The organism is Zhengella sp., from assembly GCF_041397485.1.
GTDB lineage: Bacteria > Pseudomonadota > Alphaproteobacteria > Rhizobiales > Rhizobiaceae > Zhengella.
This window is the reverse complement of the sequence record NZ_JAWKWO010000002.1, coordinates 555,385-568,793: the sequence shown is the minus strand read 5'-3', so window position 1 is coordinate 568,793 and position 13,409 is coordinate 555,385. Positions and strand designations below refer to the sequence as shown.

The window sequence follows — 13,409 nt, the reverse complement described above, 5'->3', positions numbered from 1 at the left end:
GCGCGAAAGCGGGACGAAGGCGGGGGAGGACCGGGCGAAACAGTGAGCAAGCAAGCCAAAGGCCCCATTCCAAGCTTCTTCCTCTATGGCGACGAGCAACGCGACCAGGATCTCGATACGCTTCATGTCGAGCCGATTCGCGAGCGGTCCATGCGCCATGATTGGATTATTCATCCCCATGTGCATCCCGACCACGTGCAGTTCCTGTGGATTGCGGACGGGCATGGCGCCTTCACCATGGAGGGCGAAACCTACCATGCCGAGCCGCGTTCGCTGGTTGTCCAGCCAGCCGGTTCCCTGCACGAGATCCGCTTCCAGCCAGGCACGGAAGGCCGTGTCATCACTGCCGCGGTCAGCTTCGTCGAGGCGGTGGCTGGCGGCGACCAGCGCCTTGTCGACGTGACGTTGCGCCCGGGCGCCTACACCATCCCGGCGGGCAGCCCGATGGCGGACAAGCTCGGCGCCGCGTTCGAGGAAATCCAGAACGAGGCACGCTGGGAGAAGGTGGGCCGGCGCATGGCGATCCGCGGGCATATGCTGCTCGTCCTGGTGGCGCTGCTGCGCCTCAACGAAACCAGGCTATCAGGCGCAGAAGCACGCCGGGACCGGGATTTCGAGATCGTCACCCGCTATCGCGGCGCCCTGGAAGCGCATTTCCGCAATCAGAAGGGCCTTGCCTTCTATGCACGAACCCTCGGCATATCGACGCAGCGGCTCAACATGGCGTGCAAGTCGCGGGCCGGACGAACCGCTTCGGAACTGCTGCATGACCGGATCATCGTGGAAGCCAAGCGAAACCTGCTCTATACCGAAATGACCGTCGCCGAGATCGGTCACGCCATCGGCTATGACGATCCGGCCTATTTCAACCGCTTCTTCTCGCAGAGGGTCGGTGTTCCACCGGGCACCTTCCGCGCCGACGCGGCCACCACACACCGCGTCTGATCTTGCCAATCGTGCAAGAGAAAACCGCTATCGTCCATTTCCCCGCAGCTTCGCATCGGCACGATGGCGATGAAAAAGGGAGATGCGGCACGGCATGATCTTCGAACTGAGAACCTACGACCTGAAGCCGGGAAAGGCGCCGGTCTACCTGGATTTCTTTCGCACGTTCGGCGTTGGCCTGGTGACGCGGCATCTGCCCATGGGCGGGTACTGGATGGTGGAGACGGGCCGACTGAACCGGATCGAACATCTCTGGATTTACGCGGATATGGAAGAACGCGACGCCTGCCGCGCCTCGCTGGTCAAGGACCGGGCATGGATGGAGGATTTCATCCCCAGGGCCTTTGCCGACGTCACCGGCCAGTCGAACCGCTTCATGGCGCTGGAACGCTCATCGGACAGGCTCGACGCGGTGATCGGAACACGGCGCGAAGCCCGGCAAAACGAAGATGCCGCTTCGCCGCTGTTCGCCGGCGGCCTCAATTCGCTTTCCCTGTCAGGCATGCCCCTTGCCGGCGATGGCATTCTCGGGGCGTTCCGCATCGTGTCGGGGCAGGAACCGGGCAAGCATGTCACGCTTCGTTCCGGTGATTTCCGGACGCTGACCACGCAGGGCGGGGATCTCGCGTGGCACGAAATCATTCGCCCGCTGGCCTTGTCGCCATTGGCCTGACGGTGCGGGTCACGCAAAGCGGCAGCGGACCCAAGCCCCCGCACGTGCAGCCAACTGACATACCATTGAAATAAATGGCGCACCCGAAAGGATTCGAACCTCTGACCCCCAGATTCGTAGTCTGGTGCTCTATCCAGCTGAGCTACGGGTGCGCACTTGCCTGTCCGGCAAGAATGGCGGGACCGGTCTGTGCCGACCGCCGTGGGCAGGTACCTAGCGGCTGTCGGCGACAATTGCAAGCACCCCGCATGACAAAAATGCGAAAGCGGAAAGCGAAGGCTTCAGCCGGCCTGACGGCGCTGCTGGCCGCGCAGGCTTTGCAGATCGACGGGCTGATCCGGGATCGTGATGGCGAATTCCGTATGCCCGCCACGGCTTTCCACCAGTTCAAGCGTGCCGCCATGGGCGCGCACCAGTTCCAGGGCGATGGCGAGGCCAAGGCCCGTGCCACCGCTGCGCGCCGACCCCTTGAAGGCGGCGAACAGGTTGTCGCGCGCCTTCTTCGGCAGGCCGGGACCGGTATCGATGATCGAGATGACGGCGACGGAGCCTTCGCGGCAGGCGGTGACACTGAGCCGCTTGACGATCGCCGCGTCCGCGTCGCCGGCAAGCGCCTGAACGGCGTTGCGGCAGAGGTTGGCCAGCACGCGAAACATCTGCTCGGCGTCGCAATCGACCTCCAGCAGCTCGTTCACCCGGTTCTCGAAACGGATGGCCGCTCCACCCTCGATGGGCAGGATCGCGTGGACATCCTCGACCAGCTGACGCAGCAGGACCTTGCGCCGTACCGGCGGCGCTTTCCTGCGCGCGCCCATATTCCAGCACGGACTGGGAATAGTTGACCGCGCGGTCGAGCGTTCGCACCAGACGCGGGGCGAACGTCTGGATCTTGGGGTCCGTCGCCGTGGTCAGGCGATCGGACATGAGCTGGGCCGCGCCCAGAATGTTGCGCATGTCGTGGTTGATCTTGGACACCGCCAGACCGAGATCGGCCAGCCGCTTGCGTTCGCCCAGCGTCTTCTGCAATTCCGACTGCATCGCCGCCAGTTCTCGCGTCGCGATGCCCAGTTCGTCGCTGCGCGGTTCGGGGCGAATGATACGGGCCGGATTGTCGGGCTCGGCCGCGAAAGCCAGCATGGAGCGCGTCATGGAGCGAACCGGGCGGATCATGACCCGGTTGATCACGGCGAAGACGAGGACCGCCGTCAGGACGGAGATGAACAGGGAAAGCAGAACGATGTTGCGCGTGTAGACCAGCAATTCATTGCGCAGGCCGGCATCGGGAATGACGATCTCGAAGTCCTGCGCGCTCGCTCCGACGCGGCCATGAATGCGCAGCATGCGGTCACCACCTGCAACCAGTGTGGAAAGCGCAGCCACGATCGAGCCGAGCGGATCGATGGCGGCCGAGACATCGACATGCTCGTCCACCATCGGCACATGGCCGGCCGAAACGAGCATGCGCGACATGCCGTCCTCGCGAACCGCGATCTGCAGGACACCGGTGGCGGACAGAATGTCCTCGCGCAGGGCTTCGGCGGTTTCTTCGGAATGCTCTCCCATCAGGAACAGGCCGGCCACTGCGGCCGTGTTCAACTTGTCCTGCGCCCAGCGCAGCCGGAAATTCGCAGCCGAAGGCGGAAAGATGAGCGATTCCGCTATCAGCACGAACACGGCGGTGAGCACGAGAAGCTTGGACGACAAGCCGCTGACCAAAGGCACCCTGCCGACAGGATCGGCGATCCCTTCGGCTTCCTGCCGGGCCTTGTTCCCTGCGCTCATCGCGTCTCCGATTCCCGATCAGCCGAATTTTCGCAGGAAGCCGATCAGCCGGCGAACCCACGGATTGCGCGTCGAAGCAGCATAATAGGAAACCGCGGCGCGTTTTCCAATTTCGCTCATGGTCGGATAGGGCGGCACATAGCCGGCGATGTCGCGCACCGTCATGCCCTTCGATACGGCGAGGCCCCAGAGATTTATCATCTCGCCGGCATGGGCGCCGGCAATGGTGGCGCCAAGGATGCGGCCCCTGCGATCCGTCACGACCTTGATGAGACCATCGGTCCTGTGCTCGGCCTGGGCGCGGTCGTTTTCCGCGTAGGGCCAGCGCAGGACGGAAATGTTGCGGTGCTTCTGCCGTGCCGCGTCCTCGGTCAGTCCGACATGGGCCAGTTCCGGGTCGGTATAGGTCACCCACGGAATGATGGTCTCGTTGACACGGGCCGGCAGGCGGAACAGAAGCGGACGCAGCACCAGGCCGCCATGGTAGCCGGCAACATGGGTGAATTGCAGGCCGCCAGCCACATCGCCCACGGCATAGACGCGGCGGTTGGTGGTGCGCAGCTTGTCGGTGACCTTGATGCCGCGGCGGTCATGGGCAATGCCGGCCTTGTCGAGATCAAGTCCGTCCACGTTGACCGCCCTGCCCACGGCGACCAGAAGATGCGTGCCATCCACGACGATGTCTCCATCCGGCGTTGCGGCATGGACGCGGACGCCGGCCTTGCCGCGCGGCTCGACCCCAGTCACCTTTGCCTGCTCGCGGATATCCACGCCTTCGGCGCAGAGCCGGCGCAGCACCACGGCGGCCAGTTCGGGATCGTCCTTGCCGAGGGCACGGGCCGCTTCCAGCACGGTCACGTCGGAGCCGAGCCGGCGATGGGCCTGCGCCATTTCCATGCCGATGGGGCCGCCACCGATGATGACGAGATGGCCGGGCTTGCGGGTCTGTTCAAACAGGGTTTCGTTGGTCAGGTAGCCGACCGAATCAAGGCCCGGAATGGGCGGCACCAGCGGTGAGGAACCGGTGGCGATGACGAAACGCCGTGCCCGGATTTCCACATCTCCTGCCAGCAGGGTGCGCTTGCCGGTGAAACGGCCGTGGGCCTGGATGACACGGACGCCAAGCGCGGTGAACCGTTCCACGCTGTCATTGGGCGCAATCGCATCGATGACACCTTGCACATGCCGGTTGACCTGCCCGAAATTCACCTGGGGCTCGACATCGGCAATGCCGAAGCGCGATGCATGGCGCATCGCCTCGGCCTGCTTGCCGGCCGCCAGCAGTGCCTTGGACGGCACGCAGCCATAGTTCAGGCAATCGCCGCCCATACGGCCCTTTTCGACCAGAACGACCTCGACCCCGAAGGCCGCGGCGGCAGCGGCGACGGTCAAACCGCCCGATCCGCCGCCGATGACGCAGATATCCGGCGTAAGCACCTCGTTCATGGCATTTCCCTCCTGTGCCGGTCAGTCGCGGCGCATGCGTGCATGGCTACCCCGCCATTTACGGACAATGGTAGGGATGATCGCGACCACGGCCAGGGCGATGAAGGCAATGGTGATTTCCGGGGTCACGAGATCCTTCAGCGCAACGGCTCCGCCTTCGCTGTCCGCCGCCACCAGCACGGACCCGATGCCCTGCCCCAGCCAGGCATAGGCAAAGCAGCCGGGCAGGATGCCAAGGAAGGTGGCAGCGACATAGGTGCGCAGCTTCACACCGAACAGCGCGGGCGCGATGTTGATGACGAAAAAGGGGAAGAAGGGGGCAAGGCGGAGGACGAGCAGATAGCTGAAGGCATCCTCGCGAAACCCGTCGGCCAGACGCGCGGCCAGCCCGCCGACCCGCTCGCGCAGGAAATCGCCGAAGGCACTGCGCGCAGCCAGGAACAGGACGGTTGCGCCAGCCGTGGCGCCGAAGGCGACCGCGATGCCCGCCACCCACCAGCCGAACAGGAAGCCGCCGAAGATCGTCAGCACCGAGGCCGCCGGAAATGAGAAGGCGACAGCAAGCGCATAGAGCAGGACGAAACCTGCCAGCGACAGCGGATAATGGGCCGCGACGTGGGCCGTCAGCGTCTCACGCTGCTCCGCCAGGTATTCGAGGGACAGGAAGCGGTGCCAGTCCATCAGGTATCCGAATGCCAGACCGGCCGCGATGATGGCGATGGGGCCATACCTCTTCAGGAGATCAGCCCTGCCCGGTTGCGGTTCGCTCTTGGCCATTTCTTCCCCGATCGCGCGTGCTTCGTTCATGCCTGGTCCGGTCGTTCCGTTTGCCTGGTGCCACGTGCCCGCGGCGCTTCATCTGCAACACATGACCGTCCCTGGCCCGGGATGCAACCGCATGACCCGGCCTCTCACCGGCAATTGAGGCGCTCAAGCGGCCTTCTCACCACAGCGTGACCGCGGCGTGACACGCCCGAAGCGGCCTGCGGCGGCCAAGCCGGATTGACATTTGACGCCGCATGTCCCTATAAGCCGCGCGATGTCCGGCAGTCATGCGCAGGTGCGGCCAGTTCCTATCCTGCATGCCCGGTCCAATCGCTCCTGAACCCGTTCAGAACCAAGAAGGGCCGCACTCCGCGGTATTGAAAACAAATGAAGCGCACCTATCAGCCCTCCAAACTCGTCCGCAAGCGCCGTCATGGCTTCCGCGCCCGCATGGCCACCAAGGGTGGACGCAAGGTTATCGCCGCCCGCCGCGCCCGCGGCCGCGCGCGCCTCAGCGCCTGACCGGGCGCCGGGGGCCGGGCCGGTGGTTGACCGGCAAGACGATCCCAGGCCCGGGCGACTGACCAAACGGGCCGAATTCCTGGCCGTCCGCCGTGGCGAGAAGCGACGCGGGCGGTTTTTCCTGCTTGAAGTGGCCGACCGCGGCGACGGCGGTCTGCCGCGCGCCGGTTTCACGGTGACGACGAAGCAGGGCAATGCGGTCGAACGCAACCGCATCCGGCGGCGCCTCAAGGAGGCGCTGCGTCTGAAAGGCCGCATGGCAATGCAGCCTGGACATGACTATGTGATCGTCGGGCGCAGGGATTGCCTGAATGCCCCTTTCACAGACCTGAGCGACGAGCTCGTGCGGCGAATAGGCGGAAAACGTTTTCATGGAAAATAATCGCAACTTCTTCCTGACGATCGCCCTCTCGGTGGTCATCCTCACCTTGTGGCAGGTGTTCTACATGAACCCGCGCATCGAGGCCCAGCGCGAGACGGCTCGCATCCAGGCGGAAGAACAGGCCAGCCAGCAAGCCGCGCAGACGCCAGCCCCCGATATGGCGGGCGGCGGGGACGCGACCATGCCGCAGGCGGGCACGGCCGGCACCGTTCCGGGGGCTCAAGCCGCTGCGCAGGCCGAGCAGGCCGTGCGCGTGTCCATCGACACGCCGTCGCTTTCCGGCTCCATCAACACGATTGGCGCACGGCTCGACGAACTGGTCCTGAAGGACTACCGCGTATCGGTGAATCCGGACTCTGACCGGATCCAGTTGCTCTACCCGTCCTCTGCCAATCCCGGCTATTTCGCCGAGCTCGGCTATGCCGGCTCCGATGCCACCGGCGCCGTTCCCGGCCCGGACACGGTCTGGACGGTCGAGGGTGAGCCGGTGCTTTCGCCCGGCAATCCCGTCATGCTGACCTTCACCAATGACAAGGGCCTGACCTTCCAGCGAAGCTTCGCGGTGGATGAACATTACATGTTCACTGTGGAGGACACGATCACCAACGCCTCCGGTGCTGCGGTTTCCCTGCCGGCCTATGGCCGCGTCACGCGTTTCAACAAGCCCGATACCCGCTCGGTCTACGTGCTGCACGAAGGCCTGATCGGGGTGACGGGCGAGGAAGGGCTGCAGGAAATCGGTTATTCCTCCATCGAGGAAGACAAGCGTGTCGTACCGGGCAAGTCCACCAACGGGTGGCTCGGCATGACAGACAAGTACTGGGCTGTGACGATGATCCCGCAGTCGGGGCTGACCTTCCAGCCGCGTTTTGCCTATTTCGACGACGGCCGGACGCGCTACCAGGCCGACTTCCTGACCGACCCGGTGGAGATCGCCGACGGCGCGAGCGCCAATGTGAAGACACAGATTTTCGCCGGCGCCAAGGAAGTCAACGAAATCAACGCCTACAAGGACAAGTTCCAGATCCGGGAATTCGACCTGATGATCGACTGGGGCTGGTTCTACTTCATCACAAAGCCGATGTTCTGGCTGATCGACCACCTCTACAAGCTGCTCGGCAATTTCGGCCTCGCCATCCTGGCCACGACCGTCATCGTCAAGCTGATCTTCTTCCCGCTGGCCAACAAGTCCTATGTCTCGATGGCCAAGATGAAGACGGTGCAGCCGAAGATGATGGAAATCCGCGACACGTACGCGGATGACAAGATGCGCCAGCAGCAGGAGATGATGGAGCTCTACAAGCGCGAGAAGATCAATCCGATTGCCGGCTGCTGGCCCATCCTGCTGCAAATCCCTGTCTTCTTCTCGCTCTACAAGGTGCTCTATGTCACCATCGAGATGCGGCACGCCCCTTTCTACGGCTGGATCAACGACCTTTCCGCTCCCGATCCGACATCGCTGTTCAACCTGTTCGGCCTGCTGCCCTATGATGTTCCGTCCTTCCTGATGATCGGCGTCTGGCCACTCATCATGGGTGTGACCATGTTCCTGCAGATGCGGATGAACCCGACGCCGCCGGACCCGACGCAGGCAATGATCTTCACCTGGATGCCGGTGGTCTTCACCTTCATGATGGCCGCGTTCCCGGCCGGCCTGATCATCTACTGGGCCTGGAACAACACGCTCTCGATCATCCAGCAGGCGGTGATCATGAAGCGGCAGGGTGCCAAGATCGAGCTTTGGGACAATCTCAAGGGCGTCTTCACCCGGAACAAACCGGCCGAGTAGCCGGAACCGGAACAGGACGACAAACGGCCGGGCAACCCCGGCCGTTTTGCTTTCGGGACCTGGCCGGGTTAGTCTGAAGGCCTGTGCAGCACATCGCTGTTTCGAAAAAGGAGAATGCCGGCATGGCCATCTGAATCACGGGTCCCGGCGCGGCGGACCGCGCCAGCGAACCGGCTCCCGCCACCGTTCCTCCCGGCTGCCAAGGATCTCAGACATGCACGGCCCGTCCCCTGACACCCCCTACCCGCTTTCCGGGTTTTCACGCACGGTCTTCCTGAAGAACTTCATCACCCGGCCCAACATCATCGTGGGCGACTACACCTATTTCGACGATCCTTCCGGTGCCGAGCGGTTCGAGGAGCGCAACGTCCTGCATCACTACGACTTTCTCGGCGACCGCCTTGTCATCGGACGGTTCACTGCCATTGCCAGCGGCGTGCGCTTCATCATGAACGGCGCCAACCACGCCATGGGCGGGTTTTCGACCTATCCGTTCAACATCTTCGGTCATGGCTGGGAAAAGGGTTTTGACACCGCCACCTGGTCGGAGCAATCCAGGGGCGACACGGTTGTCGGCAACGATGTCTGGATCGGCATGGACTGCCTCGTCATGCCGGGCGTCTCCATCGGAGACGGCGCGATCATCGCCACGGGGTCAGTGGTCGCATCCGACGTGGCCGCCTACACCGTTGCCGGCGGCAATCCGGCCCGGCCGATCCGGGCACGGTTCGACGCGGCGACGATCGCCGCCCTGCTCGATATCGCATGGTGGGATTGGGACGCGGACAGGATCAGCCGGAACATCGACGCCATTCGCGGCGCGGACCTGGAGGCATTGCAGCAGGCAGCCCGCGCGATCGCGCGCTGATCAAGCCTGGCGCGGCGCTGCCTGTCCGTGCTTTGTTTACCCTTGCGACGGCATGATTGCCGCGTCACCATGACCCGACAGGTCACCATCCCCCGTTGATCGATGGAGAAGCCGCCTTGCCGTTTCGCCTGCCCCTTCTTTCCGCCCTCGCCTGCATGATCCTCGCCTTGCCGCCCGCAGCCCATGCCGCCAGCAGCATCGTGACGATGGGCGCCGGCGGGCAGACGCAAGCGGCCAGCGTGGAAACCGCCGGTTCCGTCACCGGCGGGGAAACAGCAGAGGCGGGCGAGGCGGACCACAGCGTGCTCGACGTCCTGGCGTCGGACCCGCGCCTCTCGCTCTTCAACACGCTGGTCGAAATGGCGGGACCGCCCGCGATCTTCACCGAAGGCGGGCCGCTCACGGTCTTCGCGCCGACGGACGACGTCCTCGGCCCGGCCTTCGAGGCCTTCATGGCGGGTGCGGAAGGCGAGGCCTACCAGGAGAGGCTGCGCAAGCTGGTGCTTGCCCATGTGCTCGATGCGCAGTTCACGCTGGACGACATGGCCGCCAACATCACCAATACGCGGCGGCGGCGCGAAAACCTTGCCACGGCCAGCCGCGACAACATCACGCTCATGATCGTGGATGAGCGGATCCATATCTATGACGAAAGCGCACAGGTGACACCGTTTTCGCTGGTGGCAACGGCCCGAGACGGGATCGTCTACGTCCTGGAGGGCGCGATGCTGCGCCCGCGCTGAGCCGCGGCGCACGGTTCGTGCTTGACTTCCCGACGGCAAACCCCGATGCGAAGGCCATGACAGAGACAATCCCAGACGAGACCCGCACCCTGTTCGCCCGACCCTGGGTTTTCATCCGGGGCGTACCGGCGATGAAGTTCCTGCCGCCGGAGGGGCCGCCGGAGATCGCCTTTGCGGGGCGCTCCAACGTGGGCAAGTCCTCGCTGATCAACGCGCTGATCGGGCAGAAGGGGCTGGCGCGCACATCCAACACGCCGGGCCGCACCCAGGAGCTGAACTATTTCGTCCCGGACGGCTTTTCTGGCGCGAAGGACGACCTGCCGCCGCTGGCGCTGGTCGACATGCCCGGCTACGGTTTCGCGCAGGCGCCCAAGGACATGGTGGACCGCTGGACCAAACTGGTCTTCGACTATCTGCGCGGGCGCGTCACCCTGAAGCGCGTCTATGTGCTGATCGATGGGCGCCACGGCATCAAGAAGATCGACGACGAGGTTCTCGACCTGCTCGACAAAGCCGCCGTCTCCTACCAGATCGTGCTGACCAAGACAGACAAGATCGGCGAGAAGGCTGTGCCGCACCTGATGGCGGACACGCTGGCGAAGATATCGAAACGGCCGGCCGCATTTCCGGTGGTGCTCGCCACGTCTTCGGAAAAGAATCGCGGCCTCGACGACCTGCGGCAGGCCATCGTCACGGCGACTGCCGGCTGACGTCAGGCGCGGCCGCGGGAAGGCGGACGGTCACTTCAAGGCCGCCGCGCGCTCCCCTGGCGAATTCCGGCTGACGGCCATAGGCCGCCATGATGTCGGAGACGATGGCAAGACCCAGGCCTGCCGCGCCGCCGCGTTCATCGTCCCGCATGCCTCGCCCGGCAAGCCCGGACAGCGCGGCGTCGTCGACGCCCGGACCATCGTCGCCGATCGTCACGGCTGCCTGCCCATCCTTGGCCGTAACGCGAACGGTCACTTCCGTGCGGGCGTGCCGGGCCGCGTTCTCCAGCAGGTTTCCCAGTATATCGTTGAGGTCGTCGGTCTCCATCGCCGCCGTCGCGGCTTCATCACCATCAAGGCGAAAACGCACCTTCCCGCCATGGGGCGTTCGCGCGAGGATCCGGACGATGGCGGCGGTGGCGGGAAGAATGGCGACGGGACGCGCCGTGCCCGGCCGGTTGCGCAGGCGTGAACGGGCGAGTTCGCGTTCGACGGTGCGGCGCATGCGCTGGGCCACATCCTCCACCGAGGCCGCGATTTCGCCCTGCCCGGCCGCGCGCAATGCGGCCACATCGGCCGCCAGCGCCGTCAGGGGCGTCTTCAGCCCATGCGCCAGGTCGGCGGCACGGTCGCGCGCGCGGCGCATGTCATCCTCCTGGCGCTCCAGCAGCGCGTTCATTTCCTCGACAAGCGGCAAGACCTCCAGCGGCACCTGGGCCTCGACCCGGCCCGCCCGGCCCTGGCGGATGTTCTGGACGGCCGCACGGACGGCTGCAAGCGGCTTCAATCCGGCGCTCACCTGGGCCCAGGCTCCGGCCAGCAGCACCAGTGCCAGCAGGCCCAGCGCCGGCAGCAGGTCGCGGTTGAAGCCCGCCGTCAGGGCCATCGCGCTGGCGCGGTCGATGGCGGCCGAGATGCGCAGCCGCCGCGCGGGGCCGTCGCCGCTTTCGATGCGATAAAGCGCCTCGCGCAGCATCAGGTCCGCGCCGTCCGGGCCGGTGATCGAATGCTGATGGGTTTCGCCCTGGACCAGATTGTCTTCCGGCAAGTCCAGCATGGTGTCCCACAGCGAGGGCGAGCGCATCACCGTCTCGCCCGTCGCGCCACTGACCTGCCAGTATAGGCCGGAGAAGATGTCGGCAAAGCGCGGGTCCTGCGGTGGCTGGCGCAGAACGACACGGCCATCGGGACTGTTGGACAGGTTGCCGGCGATTTCGGCAATGACCGCGTCCAGTTCCTGGGCATTGCCGCGCTCGACATGACGGGTGAAGAGGGCGGAAAGGCCGAGACCGGCCAGCGCCAGCGCCGCCAGAATGCCCGCAATGGCGAGGGCGAACAGCCTCAGCCGGATCGAGCGGGCAGCCCTCATGCGCTTTCCACGATATATCCGAAGCCACGCCGCGTTTCGATGAGGCCCGGACCGAGCTTGCGACGCACGCGGCCGACAAGCACCTCGACCGCGTTGGATTCGCGCTCGTAGTGTTCGGCCTGAAGATGCTCGGCCAGTTCCTGCTGACCGACGACGCGGCCGGCATGATGCATGAGATAGGAAACGAGCCGGTATTCCTGCGGCGTAAGCGATACGGGGATGCCAGCCCTCGTCACCCGCATCTGGCGGGTGTCGAGGATCACGTCACCGGCGGCGATCACCGGGTTTGCCTGCCCGGCCGACCGGCGCAGGATGGCGCGCAGGCGGGCCGACATTTCGTCCATCTCGAACGGCTTGGGCAGATAGTCGTCGGCGCCGGCATCGATTCCCTCTACCCGTTCGGTCCAGCCTCCACGGGCCGTGAGCACCAGAACCGGCATGGTACGGCCGGCGGCACGCCAGCGCTTGAGGACCGACAGCCCATCCATGGTGGGCAGGCCGAGGTCGAGAATGACGGCGGCGTAGTCTTCCGTGTCACCCAGGAACCAGGCTTCCTCGCCATCGCGTTCGACATCGACGATATAGCCCTGCGCCTCCAGCACAGCCCTGACCGCAGAAGCGATCCGCGTATCGTCCTCGGCAAGAAGAATTCGCATGTCAGTCCTTCTCTTCCCGTCCGAGGATCCGGCCCGTCCGCGCGTCCAGTTCGATCTCGATCACCCGGCCGGAGGGTTGCAGCACATAGAATTCATAGACAGGCGGGTCGTCGTCGTCGAATTCGATTTCGAGAATCTTGCCGGGAATCTCCTTGCGAAGGCGCTTGAGGAGGTCGGCCAGGGGGAGAAGTTCGCCCACCTGCCTGCGCTTAGCGGCGCGTTCGTGCTTTTCGTAGCGTTCCTCGTCGCCATTGCGGCCGTTTCTGTCGGCAAGGGCAGGCGAGGCAGCCACGACAAGCGCGCCGGTCAATATGGGCAGTATTTTCAGGAATCCACGCATGAGCCCTTCATGCAACCGGGTGAATGACAATTTGCTGAATACTCCCCTCAGCGGCTTGTCACCAGCATCCTGCGAAAACGGCATCACCGCAACAACGGTGCAACCAAACAGACGAAAGGAACTGTCCCATGCGCATTCTCCTCACCGCCCTCGCCCTTTCCGCCACCGCCGCCGCCGTGCAGCCGGCGCTTGCTTCCGACAACGACAAGAGCTGTGGCAATGCCCCGCGCAACGAATGGATGAGCGAAGATGCCGTCAAGGCCAAGGCTTCCGAGATGGGCTACGAGGTCCGCTCCGTGAAGGTCGAGGACGGCTGCTTCGAAGTCTATGCCATGAATTCCAAGGGCGAACGCGCCGAAGTCTACATGAACCCTGTAACCGGCGACGTCGTCCGCACCAAGATGGACGACTGACGCCGC

The 13,409-nt window shown here is 64.7% G+C and carries 14 protein-coding genes, 1 tRNA gene and 1 pseudogene; 9 read left to right on the top strand and 7 right to left on the bottom strand.

Annotation, left to right across the window (positions count from 1 at the left end; genetic code table 11):
* Positions 1-42 precede the first annotated feature (42 nt).
* Positions 43-945, top strand: a complete 903-nt coding sequence (locus tag R3D65_RS08865) for a helix-turn-helix domain-containing protein (protein WP_371274850.1) — start codon at positions 43-45, stop codon at positions 943-945.
* 94 nt (positions 946-1,039) lie between these two features.
* Positions 1,040-1,618 carry an NIPSNAP family protein gene (locus R3D65_RS08860; protein WP_371274849.1) on the top strand — a complete coding sequence of 193 codons (579 nt, stop codon included), beginning with the start codon at positions 1,040-1,042 and terminating at the stop codon, positions 1,616-1,618.
* 75 nt (positions 1,619-1,693) lie between these two features.
* Here the strand turns inward: R3D65_RS08860 and R3D65_RS08855 are convergent.
* The 4 genes and pseudogenes from R3D65_RS08855 to R3D65_RS08840 form a co-directional block, all read right to left on the bottom strand.
* Positions 1,694-1,770, bottom strand: a tRNA-Arg gene (locus R3D65_RS08855).
* Between the two features lie 129 nt (positions 1,771-1,899).
* Positions 1,900-3,400, bottom strand: a pseudogene (locus R3D65_RS08850) (ATP-binding protein).
* An 18-nt stretch (positions 3,401-3,418) separates the two neighbouring features.
* Positions 3,419-4,846, bottom strand: coding sequence for an NAD(P)/FAD-dependent oxidoreductase (locus R3D65_RS08845; RefSeq protein ID WP_371274848.1), 1,428 nt, complete (start codon positions 4,844-4,846; stop codon positions 3,419-3,421).
* 21 nt (positions 4,847-4,867) lie between these two features.
* A complete protein-coding gene (locus R3D65_RS08840) occupies positions 4,868-5,653 on the bottom strand; it encodes a TVP38/TMEM64 family protein (protein ID WP_371274847.1) in 786 nt (261 codons plus the stop codon).
* 345 nt (positions 5,654-5,998) lie between these two features.
* Here R3D65_RS08840 and rpmH point away from each other — a divergent pair, with 345 nt between their 5' ends.
* From rpmH to yihA, 6 genes are all read left to right on the top strand, one after another.
* Positions 5,999-6,133, top strand: coding sequence for a 50S ribosomal protein L34 (rpmH, locus tag R3D65_RS08835; protein ID WP_208548348.1), 135 nt, complete (start codon positions 5,999-6,001; stop codon positions 6,131-6,133).
* 22 nt (positions 6,134-6,155) lie between these two features.
* Complete coding sequence (gene rnpA / locus R3D65_RS08830) at positions 6,156-6,515, top strand: ribonuclease P protein component (protein ID WP_371274846.1); 360 nt, start codon at positions 6,156-6,158, stop codon at positions 6,513-6,515.
* Entirely contained in the window at positions 6,505-8,304 is a 1,800-nt protein-coding gene (gene yidC / locus R3D65_RS08825) for a membrane protein insertase YidC (protein WP_371274845.1), read from the top strand. Before rnpA ends, yidC begins: the two co-directional genes overlap by 11 nt.
* Before the next feature lie 214 nt (positions 8,305-8,518).
* Positions 8,519-9,172 (top strand): CatB-related O-acetyltransferase, encoded by a 654-nt coding sequence (locus tag R3D65_RS08820; protein ID WP_371274844.1) that lies wholly within the window; start codon positions 8,519-8,521, stop codon positions 9,170-9,172.
* Positions 9,173-9,288: 116 nt separating this feature from the next.
* Positions 9,289-9,915 carry a fasciclin domain-containing protein gene (locus R3D65_RS08815; RefSeq protein ID WP_371274843.1) on the top strand — a complete coding sequence of 209 codons (627 nt, stop codon included), beginning with the start codon at positions 9,289-9,291 and terminating at the stop codon, positions 9,913-9,915.
* A 56-nt stretch (positions 9,916-9,971) separates the two neighbouring features.
* Positions 9,972-10,625, top strand: a complete 654-nt coding sequence (yihA, locus tag R3D65_RS08810) for a ribosome biogenesis GTP-binding protein YihA/YsxC (protein ID WP_371274842.1) — start codon at positions 9,972-9,974, stop codon at positions 10,623-10,625.
* Here the strand turns inward: yihA and R3D65_RS08805 are convergent.
* The 3 genes from R3D65_RS08805 to R3D65_RS08795 are packed head-to-tail and all read right to left on the bottom strand — an operon-like array spanning position 10,606 to position 12,990.
* Positions 10,606-11,994: a sensor histidine kinase gene (locus R3D65_RS08805; RefSeq protein WP_371274841.1), complete on the bottom strand. Its 1,389-nt coding sequence runs from the start codon at positions 11,992-11,994 to the stop codon at positions 10,606-10,608. The genes yihA and R3D65_RS08805 overlap by 20 nt on opposite strands.
* The gene (locus R3D65_RS08800) at positions 11,991-12,650 is read right to left on the bottom strand and encodes a response regulator transcription factor (RefSeq protein WP_371274840.1); all 660 of its coding nucleotides are present in this window, start codon (positions 12,648-12,650) and stop codon (positions 11,991-11,993) included. Before R3D65_RS08800 ends, R3D65_RS08805 begins: the two co-directional genes overlap by 4 nt.
* Position 12,651: 1 nt before the next feature.
* On the bottom strand, positions 12,652-12,990 hold the full coding sequence (locus R3D65_RS08795; protein WP_371274839.1) for a PepSY domain-containing protein: 339 nt from the start codon (positions 12,988-12,990) through the stop codon (positions 12,652-12,654).
* Between the two features lie 128 nt (positions 12,991-13,118).
* Here R3D65_RS08795 and R3D65_RS08790 point away from each other — a divergent pair, with 128 nt between their 5' ends.
* A complete protein-coding gene (locus R3D65_RS08790) occupies positions 13,119-13,403 on the top strand; it encodes a PepSY domain-containing protein (protein WP_371274838.1) in 285 nt (94 codons plus the stop codon).
* Positions 13,404-13,409: the final 6 nt, after the last annotated feature.

Coding starts and splice junctions, on each gene's coding strand:
- R3D65_RS08860 (WP_371274849.1), top strand. CDS start 1,040: ATGATCTTCGAACTGAGAACCTACGACCTGAAGCCGGGAAAGGCGCCG.
- R3D65_RS08845 (WP_371274848.1), bottom strand. CDS start 4,846: ATGAACGAGGTGCTTACGCCGGATATCTGCGTCATCGGCGGCGGATCG.
- R3D65_RS08840 (WP_371274847.1), bottom strand. CDS start 5,653: ATGAACGAAGCACGCGCGATCGGGGAAGAAATGGCCAAGAGCGAACCG.
- rpmH (WP_208548348.1), top strand. CDS start 5,999: ATGAAGCGCACCTATCAGCCCTCCAAACTCGTCCGCAAGCGCCGTCAT.
- yidC (WP_371274845.1), top strand. CDS start 6,505: ATGGAAAATAATCGCAACTTCTTCCTGACGATCGCCCTCTCGGTGGTC.
- R3D65_RS08820 (WP_371274844.1), top strand. CDS start 8,519: ATGCACGGCCCGTCCCCTGACACCCCCTACCCGCTTTCCGGGTTTTCA.
- yihA (WP_371274842.1), top strand. CDS start 9,972: ATGACAGAGACAATCCCAGACGAGACCCGCACCCTGTTCGCCCGACCC.
- R3D65_RS08805 (WP_371274841.1), bottom strand. CDS start 11,994: ATGAGGGCTGCCCGCTCGATCCGGCTGAGGCTGTTCGCCCTCGCCATT.
- R3D65_RS08800 (WP_371274840.1), bottom strand. CDS start 12,650: ATGCGAATTCTTCTTGCCGAGGACGATACGCGGATCGCTTCTGCGGTC.
- R3D65_RS08795 (WP_371274839.1), bottom strand. CDS start 12,990: ATGCGTGGATTCCTGAAAATACTGCCCATATTGACCGGCGCGCTTGTC.
- R3D65_RS08790 (WP_371274838.1), top strand. CDS start 13,119: ATGCGCATTCTCCTCACCGCCCTCGCCCTTTCCGCCACCGCCGCCGCC.